The sequence below is a fragment of the Yoonia tamlensis genome, from assembly GCF_900115105.1.
Taxonomy (GTDB): domain Bacteria; phylum Pseudomonadota; class Alphaproteobacteria; order Rhodobacterales; family Rhodobacteraceae; genus Yoonia; species Yoonia tamlensis.
The window spans coordinates 681,421-699,287 of the sequence record NZ_FOYP01000001.1 but is presented as its reverse complement, the minus strand read 5'-3'; the positions used below and the strand labels follow the sequence as shown (position 1 = coordinate 699,287).

At 55.5% G+C, this 17,867-nt stretch carries 18 protein-coding genes; 10 read left to right on the top strand and 8 right to left on the bottom strand.

The window, feature by feature from the left end; all coding sequences use genetic code 11:
- Nucleotides 1-59: 59 nt before the first annotated feature.
- Nucleotides 60-719, top strand: a complete 660-nt coding sequence (locus tag BM320_RS03660) for a GntR family transcriptional regulator (protein ID WP_090196575.1) — start codon at nt 60-62, stop codon at nt 717-719.
- Nucleotides 720-806: 87 nt separating this feature from the next.
- On the opposite strand, the gene BM320_RS03655 is transcribed toward BM320_RS03660, so the two are convergent.
- The 7 genes from BM320_RS03655 to BM320_RS03630 all read right to left on the bottom strand — a co-directional run bounded on the left by BM320_RS03655 (nt 807) and on the right by BM320_RS03630 (nt 6,373).
- Complete coding sequence (locus tag BM320_RS03655) at nt 807-1,391, bottom strand: hypothetical protein (RefSeq protein WP_131802271.1); 585 nt, start codon at nt 1,389-1,391, stop codon at nt 807-809.
- 222 nt (nt 1,392-1,613) lie between these two features.
- Nucleotides 1,614-2,954: a sensor histidine kinase gene (locus BM320_RS03650; RefSeq protein WP_090196569.1), complete on the bottom strand. Its 1,341-nt coding sequence runs from the start codon at nt 2,952-2,954 to the stop codon at nt 1,614-1,616.
- Nucleotides 2,951-3,613, bottom strand: coding sequence for a response regulator (locus BM320_RS03645; protein WP_090196566.1), 663 nt, complete (start codon nt 3,611-3,613; stop codon nt 2,951-2,953). Before BM320_RS03645 ends, BM320_RS03650 begins: the two co-directional genes overlap by 4 nt.
- A 39-nt stretch (nt 3,614-3,652) precedes the next feature.
- On the bottom strand, nt 3,653-4,141 hold the full coding sequence (locus BM320_RS03640) for a hypothetical protein (RefSeq protein ID WP_131802269.1): 489 nt from the start codon (nt 4,139-4,141) through the stop codon (nt 3,653-3,655).
- A 67-nt stretch (nt 4,142-4,208) separates the two neighbouring features.
- Nucleotides 4,209-4,373, bottom strand: a complete 165-nt coding sequence (locus BM320_RS16340; RefSeq protein WP_165614981.1) for a hypothetical protein — start codon at nt 4,371-4,373, stop codon at nt 4,209-4,211.
- A 226-nt stretch (nt 4,374-4,599) separates the two neighbouring features.
- Nucleotides 4,600-5,964, bottom strand: coding sequence for a Tad domain-containing protein (locus tag BM320_RS03635; RefSeq protein ID WP_090196562.1), 1,365 nt, complete (start codon nt 5,962-5,964; stop codon nt 4,600-4,602).
- Between the two features lies 1 nt (nt 5,965).
- Entirely contained in the window at nt 5,966-6,373 is a 408-nt protein-coding gene (locus BM320_RS03630; RefSeq protein WP_090196559.1) for a TadE/TadG family type IV pilus assembly protein, read from the bottom strand.
- Nucleotides 6,374-6,960: 587 nt separating this feature from the next.
- Between BM320_RS03630 and BM320_RS03625 the strand changes: the two genes are divergently transcribed.
- The 8 genes from BM320_RS03625 (at nt 6,961) to galE (ending at nt 14,130) form a co-directional block, all read left to right on the top strand.
- Entirely contained in the window at nt 6,961-8,064 is a 1,104-nt protein-coding gene (locus BM320_RS03625; protein ID WP_090196557.1) for an O-fucosyltransferase family protein, read from the top strand.
- Nucleotides 8,065-8,144: 80 nt separating this feature from the next.
- The gene (locus tag BM320_RS03620; RefSeq protein ID WP_165614980.1) at nt 8,145-8,516 is read left to right on the top strand and encodes a PqqD family protein; all 372 of its coding nucleotides are present in this window, start codon (nt 8,145-8,147) and stop codon (nt 8,514-8,516) included.
- 7 nt (nt 8,517-8,523) lie between these two features.
- Nucleotides 8,524-9,585 (top strand): phosphoenolpyruvate carboxykinase (ATP), encoded by a 1,062-nt coding sequence (locus tag BM320_RS03615; RefSeq protein WP_090196551.1) that lies wholly within the window; start codon nt 8,524-8,526, stop codon nt 9,583-9,585.
- Entirely contained in the window at nt 9,582-10,334 is a 753-nt protein-coding gene (locus tag BM320_RS03610) for a glycosyltransferase family 2 protein (RefSeq protein ID WP_165614979.1), read from the top strand. Before BM320_RS03615 ends, BM320_RS03610 begins: the two co-directional genes overlap by 4 nt.
- Nucleotides 10,331-10,999: a glycosyltransferase family 2 protein gene (locus BM320_RS03605; RefSeq protein ID WP_090196545.1), complete on the top strand. Its 669-nt coding sequence runs from the start codon at nt 10,331-10,333 to the stop codon at nt 10,997-10,999. The genes BM320_RS03610 and BM320_RS03605 overlap by 4 nt, the downstream gene beginning before the upstream one ends.
- Entirely contained in the window at nt 10,996-12,471 is a 1,476-nt protein-coding gene (locus tag BM320_RS03600; RefSeq protein ID WP_090196543.1) for a nucleotidyltransferase family protein, read from the top strand. The genes BM320_RS03605 and BM320_RS03600 overlap by 4 nt, the downstream gene beginning before the upstream one ends.
- A gap of 115 nt (nt 12,472-12,586) precedes the next feature.
- Nucleotides 12,587-13,012 carry a hypothetical protein gene (locus tag BM320_RS03595; RefSeq protein WP_090196540.1) on the top strand — a complete coding sequence of 142 codons (426 nt, stop codon included), beginning with the start codon at nt 12,587-12,589 and terminating at the stop codon, nt 13,010-13,012.
- A gap of 140 nt (nt 13,013-13,152) precedes the next feature.
- Nucleotides 13,153-14,130: a UDP-glucose 4-epimerase GalE gene (gene galE / locus BM320_RS03590; RefSeq protein ID WP_090196537.1), complete on the top strand. Its 978-nt coding sequence runs from the start codon at nt 13,153-13,155 to the stop codon at nt 14,128-14,130.
- On the opposite strand, the gene BM320_RS03585 is transcribed toward galE, so the two are convergent.
- Nucleotides 14,090-15,895, bottom strand: coding sequence for a glycosyltransferase (locus tag BM320_RS03585; protein ID WP_165614978.1), 1,806 nt, complete (start codon nt 15,893-15,895; stop codon nt 14,090-14,092). The two genes, galE and BM320_RS03585, sit on opposite strands and share 41 nt — an antisense overlap.
- Nucleotides 15,896-16,075: 180 nt before the next feature.
- On the opposite strand from BM320_RS03585, the gene recJ reads away from it, so the two are divergent.
- Nucleotides 16,076-17,830, top strand: coding sequence for a single-stranded-DNA-specific exonuclease RecJ (gene recJ, locus BM320_RS03580; RefSeq protein WP_090200324.1), 1,755 nt, complete (start codon nt 16,076-16,078; stop codon nt 17,828-17,830).
- Nucleotides 17,831-17,867: the final 37 nt, after the last annotated feature.

Sequence of the window (17,867 nt, the reverse complement as noted above, 5' to 3'; positions counted from 1 at the left end):
TTATCAGTTATCTAAACAGATGGTTTGAAATTGATCAAGTGATTTGTTATCTGTGGGAAATGAAGCAAATAAAACATGCCCCTCGCCTGTCTGACGTCGCCTATGAAAGCATCCTGCAGGCGCTTTTTGACGCCCGCGTACCAATGGGTGAAAGAATCAGCCAAGGCGATCTTGTCGCGCTGACAGGTATCCCTGTCGGACCGGTGCGCGATGCATTGAAAGTGCTCGAGGCTGACGGGCTGCTGGTGGTGCATCCTCGTTCGGGCATCGAAGTGATCCAGCCCACAACAGAGCTGATCCGGTCAACCATCCAGTTTCGCACAATCATCGAAAAACCGGCCGCACGGCGGTTTGCATCCACCGCGACCAAATCCGAGCTGCTGGAATTGCGCAGGTTGCACGAAGATTTTCTGGCGGTCCTTAAGACCCTGACCCCGACGGAAAACGTGTTTTCCAAGCTCGGCGTGGTCGAGGACAAGTTTCACGTCACATTGGTTGCCAGCCTTGGCAACGAACTCGTCGATGCCTCCTATCGCAGAATCCAGTTGATGGGGCGCATTATTCGCGGCGGCGCCGTGTGCTATCCGCAATCCGCAAAAATATCGATCGGCGAACATCTGGATGTCATCGCCGCATGGGAGGCCCGCGATCCAGATCTGGCCGAAGACATGCTCGCGCGGCATTTGACCAATGCGATGGGGCGCAATCTGGGCGTCTAACGCCATGCCTGCAAAGACCAGACCGCGCCAGGTCGATCACTTGGCGCGGTCCAATAAGTGGTAAAGGCAAACAGCCTATTTGGGCAATTAAAGACCAAGCAGCCTGTGCAATTCGGCCATCGCAGCGTCAGACAGGACGCGACCGTCTGTCAGCACCACAAGGCTTTCTGCTGCAATCGCCTGCGCGGCGGCAGCGTCATCACTTGCAACTTGCAACGTTTGGGCGGCGTTCAGGACAGCATCTTCATAGCCGCCTTCGGGATACTGTGCGGCGATTTCTTCTTCGGTCAATCCGATCAGCCGGTCATATTCGTCCTGCGCAGCGGTTTCGACAGCATTTGCCTGTGCGGCGCTTTCTTGGGCCAGCTTATAGCCGTTCAACCGGCCAGGCATGCTGTTGGGCGCCGCATTCGCAAGCGCATTTGCATTGGCATGCGCTGCGTTCAGGCCACGCAGCTCGCGCGCCAATTCACCACGGCCGTTATTGCCGTTATTTCGGGCCTCGGCGCTATTTGAGGAATTGTTGCCATTTCCGTTGCTATTTCCGTTCCCGTTGCCATTCCCGTTACCGCCACGTTCAGCAAATGCAGCGGTCGCAGATGTCAGTACAAGCGTTGAAACCGCCAATACCGACAGGGAATTCTTGGCAATCATCTTAAGTCGTGACGTCATTTTATGATCCTCAGGTAAACTATTCAAAAACGCTTATAGATTGCGGCAACTAAACCTAGCTTGAACGCCCTGTTAGGCTCTGTTCATGTAATGGACATCAGTGCCAAAATTCGAAAAATTATACATTAAATCAATTGGTTAAAAATAGGCGGTTCACCGCCACCCTGCGCCAATGGCAGTGACCGTTTCGCGCCATGCAGTTGCGCGACCAAACGACGGGATCTAGCCCCCGACAACAGGCAGTCGGACCCTGACATGCAGGCCGCCCAGCATCCTTGAACACCCCAGCGTAACCTGACCGGCATATGCCTGCGCAAGATCATCGGCAATCGCCAACCCCAACCCTGTTCCGGGCTGCGATGTGTCAAGCCGTTGCCCGCTGCGCGTCGCAAGGTCGCGGTCCGCTTTTGCGATGCCCGGCCCGTCATCCTCGATCGACACAACAATTTCACCGGCGCCATTGAGCCCCGCAGAAAGCTGGAACTTGTGCTTTGACCATTTCAAACCGTTGTCCAGCAGGTTGCCCATGATTTCTTCAAAATCGGCTTGGTCGATGCGGGCGCGCATCCCCGGCACAATATCGGTTGTCAGGGCTTTTTCCTGCTGGGCGGCCATTACAGAAAACGCTTTGGACATCCGCGCAAGCGACACATCCAGATCGGTAAACATATGTCTGTTTGCAACGGCCCCGTCGGCGCGCATCCGTGCAAGCGACCGTTTTAGCATCGCGTCTAGACGGTCAATGGCATCCATCGAATTGTGCATGTCGTGGCCCTGCTCTTGCAAGACCTCAAGCTCATTGCGCACAATCGCCGCCGGTGTTTTGATCGCATGGGCAAGATCGGCGGCCTGTCTGCGCGAACGGCCGATGATTTCACGGTTGCGGTCCATCAATTCGTTAATGTCGTTCACCAATGGCGCGACTTCTTTGGGGTAAGCGCTTGCTTCGAATTTCTTTTCGCCATCCCATCTACTTAACAGATCCTTGCGCAGGTTATTGATGGGGCGCAAAATTGCCGACACTTGCAAGACGGCGCCAAAGACACCAACAACACAAATGAACACCAAAGCCACAAGAATCTTGTCGCGCAGCTCCTTGCGATCCGCGTCCAGCCGGTCAAGCGATGACGCGACGCGGATATGCCAGACCGACCCGTCATCAAACGAAACCGTTTGGTGAATACCACGTACCGGCCCGCCCGCTGGCCCGATAAATTCGGCAAAAGCGGGTTGGGCCGATGTTTCCGTCAGCGGCGGCAGCAATTGATCAACAAGCGACTGCGACACAATCGGTTCGATGTCGTCATTTTCGATTTGGAAATAATTGCCCGAGAACGGCCGCACATAGGCAGGATCAACAATTGATCGCGCAATCAAATCAGGGTTGCCATGCGTATTGGCAACGGTAATGACAACCTGCGTATGCCGGTCGCGCAAGATTTCGTCAAACCGCGCGAGCGTCACCCCGTCCAGAAAAGACCCAAGCCCGAACAGCCCCACCAATATCGAAAGAACGGCCCAGATGGCGCCGCCAAAAACCGCACGCGATCGCAGCGATCTCATTCCGGGATTTTGATCACGTAGCCGCGCCCGCGCACTGTCTCGATAAGCGCGTTCCCGAGCTTGTTGCGCAACCTGTTCACAAACACCGCAATCGTGTTGGAATCGCGGTCGTGATCATATTCGTAAATATGGTCGGAAAGCTCGGCCCGCGAGACAAGCCGGTTATTGTGGTGAAACAGATACGAAAGTACGGAAACCTCTTGCGCGGTCAGATTGATCGGCATGCCGTCAACAGTGACCTGGCTATTGCGGCTGTCAAAGCAAACATTGCCTTTTGTAAACAAAGGTTTGGCATGGCCGGCCCTGCGACGGATCATTGCGCGCACCCGTGCAGATAGTTCGGGAATATGAAACGGTTTTGTCAGATAATCATCCGCGCCCGCATCCAGCCCGTCAACCTTTTCCGACCAGCTATCGCGGGCGGTCAGTATCAGCACCGGGACATCGACACCTTTTGCGCGCCACGACTTTAGGACCGTCAAACCATCGCGCTGCGGCAGCCCCAAATCCAGAATAACCAGATCGTAGGTTTCCGTCTCGGCACGGAACTGGGCCTCAACGCCATCTTGGGCGATATCCGCAACAATGCTATTGGCAGACAAAACGTCTTTTATCTGCTGGGCAAGAACGCGGTCGTCTTCGGCAATGAGTATACGCATAAAGTGTGGTTAGCCCGCAGTTGTGTCAATTATTTGGCGTTATTTGTTATTTCCGTTGCCGTTGCCGTTGTTACCGTTGCCGCTATTGCCATTACCGTTGCCGTTATTACCGTTACCGCTATTACCGTTGCCGTTCCCGTTATTACCGTTACCGTTGTTACCGTTGTTGCCGTTGTTGGCATTCACGCTGTTTGGATTACGGCCCGACGCGGCTGCGGCCATGACTTGACTGCCAATATTGGATGATTGTGCAATTTGCGTACCGCGCACCCCGTCAACAAGGATAGAGCCAAGCTGGCCATCGCCATAGCTGACAAGAATGCGGTAGGTGATCGTGCCATCCACAAGGAATACGCGCACATCCATCACATCGCCGCCGGTGAAATTCTCGACTCCGGCAATCATCTGGCGGGTCGGAATAACCGAGTCGTTGGCAATCGCTGCGCGCAAATCGGATTGTGACAGCTCGACAATCTGCGCATGCGCAGCCACCGGAGCAAGGCAAACAAGCGTTGCCAAGATTTTCAAGCTTTGTTTCATTGTGTAAGTTCAGCCGTTTGCCAAAGAAAGTTCATTGCCCATGCAGACAATTGAGTCAATTAGTATCAGGTTTTCGTTCAAGCAGCGCATGTGCGTAATCGGCAAGCTCGTCAAAAACATCTATTACATGGGGGAATCGATGCTCGCTGGCAACAAGCATAGGCGGATCTTCGCGCTTTGGCGCAAAAGTCACGAAATAGGCTTTGTCGTCGCAGATCATTAGATAGCTCCCGATTGGTCGATATTTTCAGTTCACTTTTTTGAACGCAGTAACTGGTATCCTATAAACGAATGCTGGTGAACAGACGTGAAACAATAGCTTAACGTTGCGTTCACATTGGAAACAGTGGCGGCAAGGCCAAAACTGGCGCACGACCCGGATTTGTCGCGCAAGTTATTGTCGCAAGTGCATGTATTTTTGCACCTGCGACAACGGTTCGCGTATTTTAGTAGGCAAGCCGGAAGTATGGGATTTCGATGTTATCTTCCATACCCGTAGTACAAAGCGACATGTTCATATTGGATGTGCCGTCGATTTGCCCGCCGGCAATGAATGACGCACCCTGTACCCCATCCGCATTGGCGGCAAAATCAATGTCACCCATCGCAATGAGCTGCGACCCGTAGATATGCAAATCCGCAGGGAAACGCATACCGCCAAGTGTGATCAGCTGCACGCCGCCGCCCTCTGCACAATTGTCATCACGGCCAACCCGCAACCCCGAAGGAGAGTTGATCGAATCCGACGATGTCGACTTGGAAATGATGCGGGCATTTTCAATCGAACTGCCAGAGCTGAACTTGATTTCGCAAGGCGAGATAATGATAACATTCTCGAGCGTTGTTGACGCATCAATTGTCAGACCGGAACCGCCTGTGCAGGTGATCACATGCACGCGCCCGCTGCCCTGATTGTTATCAAGCGCATAGATCTCTTCGCTTGTGATCTTTTTTGTACGGGTACTGATCACCGTTGATGACGTGATATAGCTCGGAAGCCCCTCTGTATCGTTTGGCAGGCTGTCCAAGGGCGTACCTTCATAATGCAAGATCATATTCTCAACGCGGGACAGAACACGGATATTCATCCCCGTCGAACGTAGCGCGGCAAGCAGACCTTCGTTTGATTCAAATCCCGAGCGCGGCAAATCCAGATCGGCCAGATCGGGCATCGAAACGACGGTTCCCGCTTCAAACGTGTTGTTGCTGTTCAGCGAAACATGGGTGTTCGAGTGGATACAAAAGCCGTTCCCAAAGGCGTTATTGGATTGAATATCGACGATACCTTCGGCAACAAAACCTTCGCGCAAACAGCCCGGCTTATAGGTTGTGTATACGGATTCAGTGATGATGTTGAACTGGTCTAGCCCGACCAGTTTCATCAGATGGCTCTGCAGCGCGTTTTGCGAATCTTCGGTAAATCGGGTTCTTACACGGACAGCACCGGATTGCCCCTCTTCTGCAACAAAGACGCGTGTGGCCGTGTCAAACGTGCCAAACTCGATATCTTCCGCTTCGATGACCTGACCGAATGTGTTTTCCGGCAGTGTCGCTTCGGCAATGGCAAGCGCAACCGTCTTTGCGTCGCGTTCTTCCATCAGCTGGCGGTTATATAGTGCGGCATGGGCCGTTTGGTCTGCTGCGGTCTGCAAGTGTGTGCGCGACATATAGATATTGGTCACGTCGATCGCGAAAGCACCCATAATCGCGACAGCAAGAAAAATAAATAAACCAAGAATTGTCATGCTGCCCTTGTCGTCAGCGTGAATATCATTGATTGGGCGGTGCTTCTGCGGGCGAAGATTTGTCATACTACTGCTCCAGGAAATGATTTGCAGAGACACTGATAAGCGTGTCTTCAAAGATTGGCATCGTGCCGATCACCATAAGATCGACGGCAGGCATCACGAGCGTTGTCGAGATAATGATCCCGTCAACAATCGAGGTTTCTACCGTGGCCGTGGACGAAAAACCCGCCATATTAGCGAGAATGAACTCTTCGGTTTCTTCGACGCTTTCCAACGCGCCAACCGACAACGCGCGGTTACCGTCCTGAATAAACCGCAGGGCCTGCGCCTTGCCGAAAAGAATAAAGGAAACATCGGTAATCAATACGAGGACGAAAACAAACATCGGGATCCACAACAGTGATTCAATCGTTGCCGAACCGCTGTCGTCATCCTGAAAACGATCGGATTTTGCGCGCAGTTTTCCAAGCATGAATACACCCTATAATTGCATAAATCGAATGGACCCAATTGGTCCGTTGCGTTAAATTAGTTTAGGCGTGAATTGCGAAGAGTTGCAGCTAAAAAGATGTCCAAAATGTGTCTGAACACCTTTATCGCAAACAAAATTTAGATTTGTAAACGGTAAATAAACCCAAGATTAACGCTAGGTGAACGACGCCTTAACGCAACGTAATTTCAATTAATTTCGAAGATATTCACAAAGAGATTCGCCTGTAGTGGAAATGCCAAACCACAAACTACACAACCTATACGTGCATTACACATACCGCACCAAGATGCTTTGCCCCCTGCCGCGCAAAAGCTAAACAAACGAAAAAGACCTGCGCCCTTATATTCGCGCGCGCAATCTGCTGCTATCATGCGCGGATCACAGCGCAACTTGCGCGTTGCCCGAAAGGCAGGTCATGACAGAAACAGCACAGGTTTGCCGCGCCGTCGGCCATTTCAGGGCCAAAGGTATTTCACCGCGCGATCACGGCAGCGCCAAGCAGGACAACGGGGCCAGATCGGACAAATCGTTCCATCATACCCGACACATCCCAAAGGCGTGCCACAATGGCTGATTTTATCTGTGACCCGCGCAAGACCTATCTGCTTTGCCGGCCGCGCGGGGGCTTTAATGACGCGATGGTCCAAATTGAAAAATGCCGTCTCTACGCGATCAAGTACAACCGCGTTCTGCTTATTGATACAACGCGTTCTGGCATCCGGATGCCGTTTCAGGATGTGTTTACCCCACAAGAACATTTCGGCTGCGAGGTCTTGGGGTGGACCGACGGAATGATACCCGCATTTGATGCGCTCACATCTGTTTATCCGCGCGAAATATGTCATCGCATATCTTCGTATGAAACCGAATGGGTACCACAACACGCCTATTACGTTGATACCCTGACCGGCTGCGAGCTTAACTTTGATGCCGCACAAGACCACAGCGAACAGCTCATTGTCTACGAACAAGCCGGCGGCGGACCTGCATCCTTTGCGGCGCTTGACCGGCTTTGCCTTGTGCCGCAGATTGCGCGGCTGATTGTGGACAACCTGCGCAGCCTAAGCGCGGATTTTGATGCCATCCATATCCGCCATTCAGACTACAAGACTGACTTCGCAACATTTTTGACGCGCTTGCGGTCGGTCTTGCGTGGGCGGTCGGTACTGATCTGCTCTGACAGCGCGCAGGCAATTTCTGCCGCCGCGGAAATCTTGCACCCTACGACAACTGTGTTCGGCGTGACACAAACCCCTGATCTTGGTGGCGTCCCATTGCACAACGCAGCCACGCTCGACCGCACAGAGGCGCTTGTCGATCTGCTCAGCGACCTGTTTGCATTGGCCTTGTCGCGCAGGCTGTTTTTCACCGCAGTGAATGAAGACCAAACAGACGATCTGCGCATTTCGGGCTTTTCATTGCTTGCATTTATTCTGAACAAGAACCCCGACACGGTTAAACGGCTATTGGCAGCAGCGGACCCGTCAGATGCTGACCGGCTATTTGCCCGCACACGGCCCGCGCACGGCCCTGTGCAATGGCTCCGTTTTGCCCATTATTTGCACTGGAACAGACACGTGGTCACCCAGGCGCATAGCCGGAACAGACGCGCCAGACGGCAAAGCGTGCCACCTGAAAGGATCGGCGCCCGTTATGTTGGAAACCCATGACAAGCGCCGGGACCGGCCTTGTCTTTCATGACTTTATTTACCAATACTCTACCAAAATTTGCACAATGAAAGGCGGCTTCATGGCTCGTTATAAAATGGCAGGCCCCGATGTGGTCCACGAAGAATTTGACGGCGAAATTGTCGTGCTCAATCTCCAGTCAGGCCAGTACTTCGGGCTAAATGAATCCGGGGCGGCATTGTGGATGAGCATCGCAGCAGGCGCCGATCCAGCGGATGTTTCAGCAGCGCACGGGGCCGCCTTTGCCGCACAGCTTGTTGATCTTGGCCTGATTGTTGCATCAGACGAAGCCGCAATTACCGCAGACGCCCAAGACTTAGCAGCGGCACCAACGGTTGATGTCTATGATGATCTGTCCGATCTCATCCTCGCGGACCCGATCCACGACGTTGACGAACAACAGGGCTGGCCCAAACTTCCTGAAAACACATAGCGGCCCGATGATTGGAACAGCGCTTCAAGCGAACCAAATATCGTTTTGCGAACACACAGTTGTCACATCGATCCAAGAATTTCTTGCGGGGTTCGACGATGTTTTTGCTGCGGTGGCGCATAAGCGGACTTTGACCGTGGCCGGTGCCGCAATGCATGTGGGGTCCAACGATCTCTGCTATCTGGAACAGGCGCAGCGCGCACTCGCAACCCGCGACACCGGCCATAAAAGCCAGTGTCGCATTGCCGTGATCAACGCGGATGACCGGCTTTGCGCGATGCCCTATTGGCCGCCACACCGTTTCCGTGAACGCGAGATCGAGGCAATTCTGTCAAAAACGCCCTACCGGCTGCACTATTTTGATGATCTCGATTTCTGGCAGGTCTTTGATGTTGATCGCGCAATCGGGATCCAGTGGATGGCGTCGCGCGAAGGATATCCCGCTTGGGATGCCGGATCGCCGCTGCGCAATTTTGTTCAATGGCACCTTGGCGCCGTCGACAGGTCGCTTTTGCATGGCGGCACTTTGGCGCTGGACGGCGCGGGGGTTCTGCTGGCGGGCGCAGGCGGGGCGGGAAAATCTTCAACGGTGCTTGCCGGTATATTCGCCGGACTGCAAAGCGTCGGCGATGATTACGTGCTAGTTGATGCGGGCAAACGTGCTGCCTGCCCTGTTTTCGATACATTAAAACAGGACGAAGCCGGATTGCGCCGTCTGGGGCAATGGGATCATGCCGCAATCCCCAAAGCAGCCAATTGGCAGGGCAAGCACCAGTTCTATCTGCCAGATGTGACAGATGGCGCCTTGGCATCCCAAATCGACCTTAAGGCGATTTTGTTGCCGCATCTTACGCATGGCGACCAAACCAGTGTCACGCCAGTTGATGCCAAATCCGCGTTTATCGCGCTGGCCCCGTCGGGCGTGACCCAAATCCACTGTGATCGCCCGCGCCTGTTTTCGGTTGCCGGCAAAATTGCGCGCCTGCTGCCGGCCTACCGGCTGGATCTGGGCACCGAGCCTGACGAAATCACCGCCGTGCTACGCCAGTTTCTAAGGACATTACATTGACCGTTACCGTCATTATCCCCGTATACAATCGTGCAACGCATATCCGGTCAGCGATCGAATCCGTATTGCGCCAGAACGCGCCACTGCCGCTTGATGTTTTGGTTATCGACGACGGGTCAACCGACGCAACACCAAAGGTTCTGTCCGCCCTCGCGGATCAGGACCCACGCGTCCGCATTGTGCGCCGCGAAAACGGCGGCGTCACGCGTGCACGGAATACGGGCCTTGAAAACCTGCTGCCGCAAACCGCGTTTGTGACCTTTCTCGACTCTGATGATATTATGGCACCGGACCGTTTTGCTACCGACCTGAAAATCCTGCTTGATGAACCCGAGGTCGAAATCACCTACGGCGATATGCTGATTACATTTGAAATTGACCGCGAAACCTTCAGCGTCCCCGTGGACGCAAAACAGATCGCGCTGACAAGCATCCACTTGGCGTGCTGCCTGTATCGGCGCGCCCTGATTGATCGCATTGGCCGGTTTGATGAAGGCTTGGAAATGGCTGAAGACACGGATTTTATTTTCAGAACGTTTGAGATCGGCGTGAATTTTCGCCAGACACCAACCGTTTGCCACTACTATCTGCGCCATGATGGAAACATGTCCGCCAAAATGGAAGACAATACATTATGGTTCAACCGCGCGCTTGTGCGCAGTGTGGTGCGGCGTAGGCGCGAACCATGGCGTCGCCTTGTGAAACCGGAATTCAACGTAGAACTTCCAAGGGATTTTTGGGCAAAATGAATTACGCTGTTGTTATACCGGCCTATAACGCCGCCCGCACGATTGTCGAAACACTTGATTCTGTTCTGGCGCAGAGCCTTCAACCCTCCGAAATTGTCGTGGTTGATGACGGATCAACAGACAACACCGTCGCATGTGTCAAAGCCCACCCTGCGGCCGCCCGCATTGTCAGCCAGCCCAACACGGGCTGTGGGGCGGCGACAACGCATGCGATCCGCCTGACAAGCGCGCCTGTAATCGCCGGATTGGATGCAGATGACATCTGGCTTCCGCAAAAAATGGCGCAGCAAATGGCCCATCTGGCGACCCTTGGCCCAAATGCGATTTCATTCACAAAATCGCGCCAGTTTCACCATGGTGACAGTGATCGCACAAAGGGCGAAGAACGCGATGCGCTCATCCGGTCGTCGATCGTTTTGCACAGGGCCACATTTGACAAAGTCGGCCCCGTCATCGACCCGCCTGGTGGTTCCGGTGACATGGTGGATTGGCTGGGTCGCGCACGCGCGGCAGGCTATAGCTTGCATATATTGCCCGAGGTTTTGATGCTGCGGCGCATCATTGCGGGCAGCATGACCTATCGCGCAGATGACTACAGCCACCGCGGCTATTTGTCGGTCGCACGCGCGGCAATCATGCGCCGGCGTCAGGCTGAACAAAAATGAACAGCTCCCTTCTTTCGCGCAGATTTCCGAATTTTGCATGGGCATGGCCCGACGGCGGGCGTTTGCAGTTGCTGCAAGCAGCCCTGAACCCCGATGAAACCGTCGCGCGTCAGGCCCTGTCTGATTGGCTGTCGCAAAACGATCTTGATGATGCCAGCTTTCCCGAACACCGGCTTTTTGCCGCGATAACAAGCCGCTTCGGGCGCGCGATTGACGCCTTGCCGGAATACCCGCGCCTTGTTGGCATGCACCGCCTGCATTGGACCCAGTCGCGTCTGGCCGTCTCTGCCAACCTGCCGCCCTTGCAAAAATTTGTTGAAATGGGGCTCAAGCCTGTCTTGCTCAAGGGGGCCGCGCGGGTTGCGCTTGATCCGACACAGCAAAAATCACGCAGCGCATTTGATCTTGATCTTGTGATGCCGGACGCGGATTTCGAAACCGCCGCCGCTATGTTGCTTGATGACGGCTGGCAATCCACCCGCGGCGAAAGCGCCTTGGGCCTAAAGGCGCGCCTGTCAAGCGTGCGCGCGCGCAATTTCAAAAAGGGGCGGTTTGGCGACATCGACCTGCACCGCTGTGCCTATCAGCACATCCAGGCGCACCCGCAATTTGACACCGCACTGATCCGCGACGCGATCCCCGTTAACTACTATGACCTACCGGTCTTTGTGCCTTGCGTCGAAGAACGGCTGGTAATGGCTATGGGACACGGCGCATGGGACGGGCACCACCACAGCGACTGGTTGGTCGATATCGTCGGGATACTTAACAGCGAAACCGTAGACTGGGACAAACTATATGCCATTGCGCAGGGCCGGCGATTGCGCGGGCCTGTTGCAATTGCGCTGTCGTTTCTTGCCCAAGAATTAGACATCCCCCTGCCGGATGACGCGCTGCGCCGTTTTGGTGCCCATTCTGCCCGCGCGCGATTGCGCGATATCCCTTCGTTGATACTCGCGCGCGATGCGCAAGATCTGACAGCGCTGCAAACCCGCGCCCGCGCCATCGTTCACGCAGCGGCGCGCATGCGGTTTTCGGGCCGAAACGCACAAAGCGACACGCGCCAACTGCGCAGGTTAACGCGCAAGGCACAGGCCGCAGATACCGGCCCGATGGTTCTGTCGCATGTCGCCGCACAATCGCATTCGGGTGCGGCGGGGACATGGACATTGACCGCAAATCTTGTGTTTAAAATGCCCGCCATACGCAGACGCATCGAGCTTGAAATCAACGGGGCAGACCGCAATCTTGGCCATGTGCAGGTGCTGCATCTGTCCAAGGCAGCCGGACCCTATTCTGTCCGGTTTTCGATGGATCTTGCGCTGGAGGAGACAGATTTCCCCATATCTTTGGTGTCGCTTGACAGCAAATTCATCCAGTCAGAACCGGACACGCCCGCGCGCATCAAATATGAACGTTTGCCGTTTGCGCCGCATTTGCTGGAACTACGTCAGGGCAAAAACCCGGGTTAGTTGCAATAACCGGACGGCATAGTAATACTTGATTGATTTTCAGGTCGGTATTTTGCAGTATGCATAAGACTTTAAGCAGATTTTATAGAACCCCAATCTACAAGAGAGTATCTTTATGCGACATATTCTAGTTTCGACTTGTGCTGCGGCCCTGCTTGGCCCTGCCACACTCAGCGCTGAACCGACATTCATGCTGGGTGGCGGTGTTGCCTTCGGTGGCGGCCAGTCGCCACAGTTTGCGATCACCGCAAAGATACTTTCCGACAACCAACCCGAAGAGGCCGTCTTTGGCCTTGGCGGTAGCTATTACCTGGGTTCAGGCGAATTTGGTGCGGATCTGAGCGCGGGCTACCTTTTCGACAACACCGCGCTGATGGTCGGCTATGATTTCTTGCAAAACGCACCAGTGTTCAGCTACGGCTACGCCGAAGCAGACGAAGCCGAAGCGCCGACAACAACACCCGACGTCACAGTGACAACAGCGGCGCCAACGACAGCAGCCCCGACCACCACAAGCGTGCCAACAACATCGCCCGCATAGGGCTGTGCCGGCGGCCATTCTCGGGTCGCAATGCTTTGTTACAAATATAGAATTGCGCAGCCTGAAACAAATCCATTTCAGGCTGCGCATTTATTTGGGGGGCCGCGGATTGGCGTATCCCCCGCATTCAAGAGGCCGTTTTGACAATACTGGTAACCGGAGGCGCAGGCTATATCGGCAGCCACATGGTCTTGGAGCTGATTGATCACGGGTATGATGTGGCTATTTTGGACGACCTTTCAACAGGTTGCAGCGCCGTCATCCACAAAGACGCGCGGTTCTTTCAGGGCGATGTCGCTGACGAGGCCATAATCGACCGTATCTGCCAGAGCTGCGATATATCGGCGGTCTTTCATTTTGCCGGATCAACCAGCCTGCCGGAATCGATAGGCGACCCTCTGCGATATTTTCAAAACAACACCGAAGCCAGCCGCGCGCTGGTGCAAAACCTGCTACGCTACGGCGTCAGACATATCGTGTTTTCGTCAACCGCGGCTGTCTATGGCGCAACCAGCAGCGCACCGATTGCGGAAACAGCGCCTTGTCAGCCCGCGTCGCCCTACGGGTGGTCGAAACTGTTTACCGAACAGATGTTGCAAGATGCGTCGCGCGCCTCTGGCATCGGCATTGCGATCTTGCGGTATTTCAATGTTGCGGGGGCCGATCCGGCGGGCCGGATCGGGCAATCCACGCCAGACGCACAAAGCCTGATCAAGGTCGCCTGCGCGGTCGCAGCGGGCAAGCGCGATGTGCTGGAAATATATGGCAACGACTACGCCACGCCCGACGGGACATGCGTGCGCGACTATATCCATGTCAGCGATCTGGTCATCGCGCACCGGCTTGCGCTTGTTGCGCTGCAATCAGGCGGCGCCAATATCTTGTGCAATCTGGGCTATGGCAAAGGCCATTCGGTGCGTGAAATCGCGGATGCTGTTGGCAGGGCCGCTGGCGCGCCACTCCCGGTCCGCAACCAACCACGCCGCGCAGGCGATCAGGCTATTGTCATTTCAAACGCCGATCTGGCCCGGGAACGGCTAGGCTGGACGCCCGCATTTGATGATATCGACGTGATCCTCAAGACAGCTTTTGCTTGGGAAAATGTGCCTGCCCGATAACCGGCTTTGCCTTTTGGGCGGCAACCTCTTGGAACACGGCATCGACGGTCCGCTTGTTGACCAGCTCTGTGAAATGCGCGCGCATTTCGTCAAGCGGCATGCCGACTTCTTCAAATCCCAGAACATAGTTTCGGATCCGGTCCTCCCAGACATTGCGATAGGCCACACCGTAGGGGCGTTCAAAACGGTGCATCCATTGCAAGAAAGGCAGGCACAAGGTCCGGCGCCCAAGGTTTCTGAATTTCTGGTGAATATAGCCTTCTTCACCGCCAAAGCCCTGAAATGACGGGTTAAAACCGGGCCACGCCGATTTCTTGCAGCTAAAGATGCCCAAGCCCTGACTGGGGATATCGAACGGGGTGCCATCGGGATCAAAATCATTTTCAGATTCGCTCCAGATGCCGAACATGCCGCTGCTCCACTTGGGCACAAAATGGGTAGCAACCGTGTTCAAATCGTCATGCAAAAGCGGCCCCTGCAACAGATCATCCGTGTCGGGGTTTGCGGCATAATAGTCCAATAACCGCTTAAGAGATCCGGGCGTGAAAAACACGTGACAATCCATCGACAGCACATATTCGCCGTAGGCTTCGTAGAAAATGTAATCGCGCACAGCGGTGCCTTTGATACCGGTTGCGGGAATATAGCGATAGTTGGGAATATTGTTTTCCAACCGCTTCAGCGCCGGCGCGCAGGCACCCGTCGGATTATTGTCCAGAACCAGAAATTCGACTTCGTCCAGAATTTCAGGATGATACAAGCGGATCGCCTGCAGCGAAAAGTAGACCCCGTCGTAATCATCATATGTGGCCATGCCGATTGTCAGTCGCGGGCTCAGCTTGCGGTCGGTGCGCGCAGGGATTTCCATCACCTTGTTGCGGCTGGCCTGTGATCCGCACATGCGCTGCACATAGCTGCGAAACACATCCGCGTCGGGTTTTACGCTGATCGCGTAATAGCACAGTTGATCGACGACATTCTCGATGTCGTCATAACCCGCATAATTAAGCGAAAACGCAGGCAAATCGCCCAGATAGGCCTGCAGTTTCTCGATAGCGGCACTGTCCAGATCGGGGTGGATATTCTTGATCTTGGCGGCAACATCCTGCACCGTCAGTGGCGCAATCGTCAGGTGGCTGTTACTGGCATGTTCCACAAAGATCACAAATGCCGGTCGGGTTGGCGCATTGGGCAACACCCAATCGGGATCGGCCAAGACAACCGCGCGGTCGGTGCCTGCCAATGTCAGGCAGTTGCTAAAATCCTTTAGCCCCGCCAAGGCCTTGTTCTTGTCACCTGCTGCAAATGCAACCGGCCCTCCCAACCCGACAAGCCCGTCATATTCAGGCATGAAAAACAGGTCGTTATCGGCCAGCATCGCAAGGCCGCGTTCAACCAGCCACGCAAGCAAATGCGATTTGCCACTGCCTTGGGCACCCATGACAAGAACCGTTTCCTGGTCCCATGATGCCGCGGCGGCATGCACCACAAATCCCCGCTTTGCGGTTGCCAAAATCTGTTGGACACGGTCGGTCAGCGCGGTAATGATATCCGCCTTTGCGACCGGTCCTACCGGCGCGAACCCTTCGCCCAGAATCATCCAGCTTTTGGGGGTCACCGCATCAATCCGGATCGTCGTAAGGGTGCTTTCTTGCGCGTCGCAGGCAACAACCCTTGGCCAGAAAGTCGCGATAACTTCGGTCAATTGATCCGGACAGTTGATCGCGATGACGGCATCGCCCAGTTTCAGGTAAATATGTGACATCTGGTCTGCCCGATCTTGTTTTGGGTCAATTTTCTGTGGCGCAACATGGCCATAGCCTGCGCAGATCATTGCCCCCGTCGTATTTGCGGTCAACGTAACGGCAAGAAATTACCCCGTCTAGCGGATCTCGTGCGAAATGGGCGTGGCACCGGCTGCGCCCGTTCTTTAGTGTCTGGCAGTATGACACATTCAAAATCCTTTCTTAATGTCTCCCAATCGGCCACTGGCCGGTGCTGGGTCGGCCCCTCGATCGAAGAAGACCGCCTCTCCGAGGCAATGGCGCAATCCACCGGCATGCCCGGCCCTTTGTGCCGCACGCTTGTGCGGCGCGGTGTGGCCGATAGCGCAGCGCAATCCTTTTTGGCGCCGACACTGCGCGACCTTCTGCCGGACCCGCAAGACCTGCGCGATATGGCAAAAGCCGCGACACGGTTTCTGGCCGCCGTGCAGGCCCGCGAACGGATTGCGATATTTGCCGATTATGATGTGGATGGCGGCACGTCTGCTGCGCTGCTGATCAACTGGCTGCGCGATATGGGGCTGGACGCCACGCTTTATATCCCTGACCGCATCGACGAAGGCTATGGCCCGAACGACGAAGCCATGGCAATGCTGGCCAAAGATCACGACCTGATTATCTGTGTCGATTGCGGCACGCTTTCGCACGGGCCGATTGCGGCGGCCAAAGGGGCCGACGTGGTTGTGCTTGACCACCACCTTGGCGGTGAAACCCTGCCCGATTGCGTGGCCGTGGTGAACCCGAACCGTCAGGACGAAAGCGGCGATCTGGGGCATCTTTGCGCCGCTGCCGTTGTGTTCTTGATGCTGGTCGAAGCCAACCGGCAGATGCGCGCCGCGGGTGAAAAAGGGCCGGACTTGATGGCCATGCTAGATCTGGTGGCGCTGGCGACCGTGGCCGATGTGGCCCCGCTGATCGGGGTGAACCGCGCGTTTGTGCGCCAAGGGCTGACCGTCATGGGGCGGCGCGCGCGGATCGGGCTGACAGCGCTTGCCGATGTTGCGGGGCTGGATCAGGCACCGACCAGCTATCATCTGGGGTTTTTGCTTGGGCCGCGGGTGAATGCGGGAGGGCGCATTGGTCAGGCGGATCTTGGCGCGCGGCTGCTTGCCTGCACCAACCGCCACGAGGCCGAAGCCATGGCCGCCAAGCTTGACCAGCTCAACACCGAACGCCGCGAAGTCGAAGCACAGGTGCGTGATCTGGCATTGGAACAGGCGACCGCACGCGGGCTGGACGGCCCGCTGGTTTGGGCCGCCGGCGAAGGCTGGCACCCTGGCGTGGTCGGTATTGTCGCATCGCGCCTCAAAGAATCCACCAACCGCCCCGCGATTGTAATCGGGCTCGACGGCGACGAAGGCAAAGGATCGGGGCGTTCGGTTTCCGGCATTGATCTGGGTGCCGCCATTCAACGCGCCGCGGCAGACGGGCTGTTGATCAAAGGCGGCGGGCACAAGATGGCCGCAGGTCTGACTGTCGCGCGCGATCAGCTTGATGCCGCGATGGAACGCATTGGCGCGCTGCTGGCCAAACAGGGGGCCGCCGACATCGGCCCTGCCGATTTGCGACTGGACGGGGTGCTGATGCCGGGTGCGGCCACGGTGGAACTTGTCGAACAGATTGAAAAGGCCGGACCATTTGGCGCAGGCGCCCCTGCCCCGCGCTTTGCCTTTCCTGACGTGCAAATCCTTTTTGCCAAACAGGTCGGCGCAAATCACCTCAAGGTCACCTTTGGCGACGGGCTTGGCGCGCGCATCGATTCCATCTGCTTTGGCGGTATGGACGGGCCGCTTGGTCCGATGCTTATGGGGCATAATGGTGCGCGGTTCCATCTGGCCGGACGGCTAGAGGTCAACACATGGCGCGGGCGGCAATCCGTGCAATTGCGGCTCGAGGACGCGGCACCCGCCCGCTAAAAAAATTCGCACAAAAAATAAAAATAAATCAAAATAC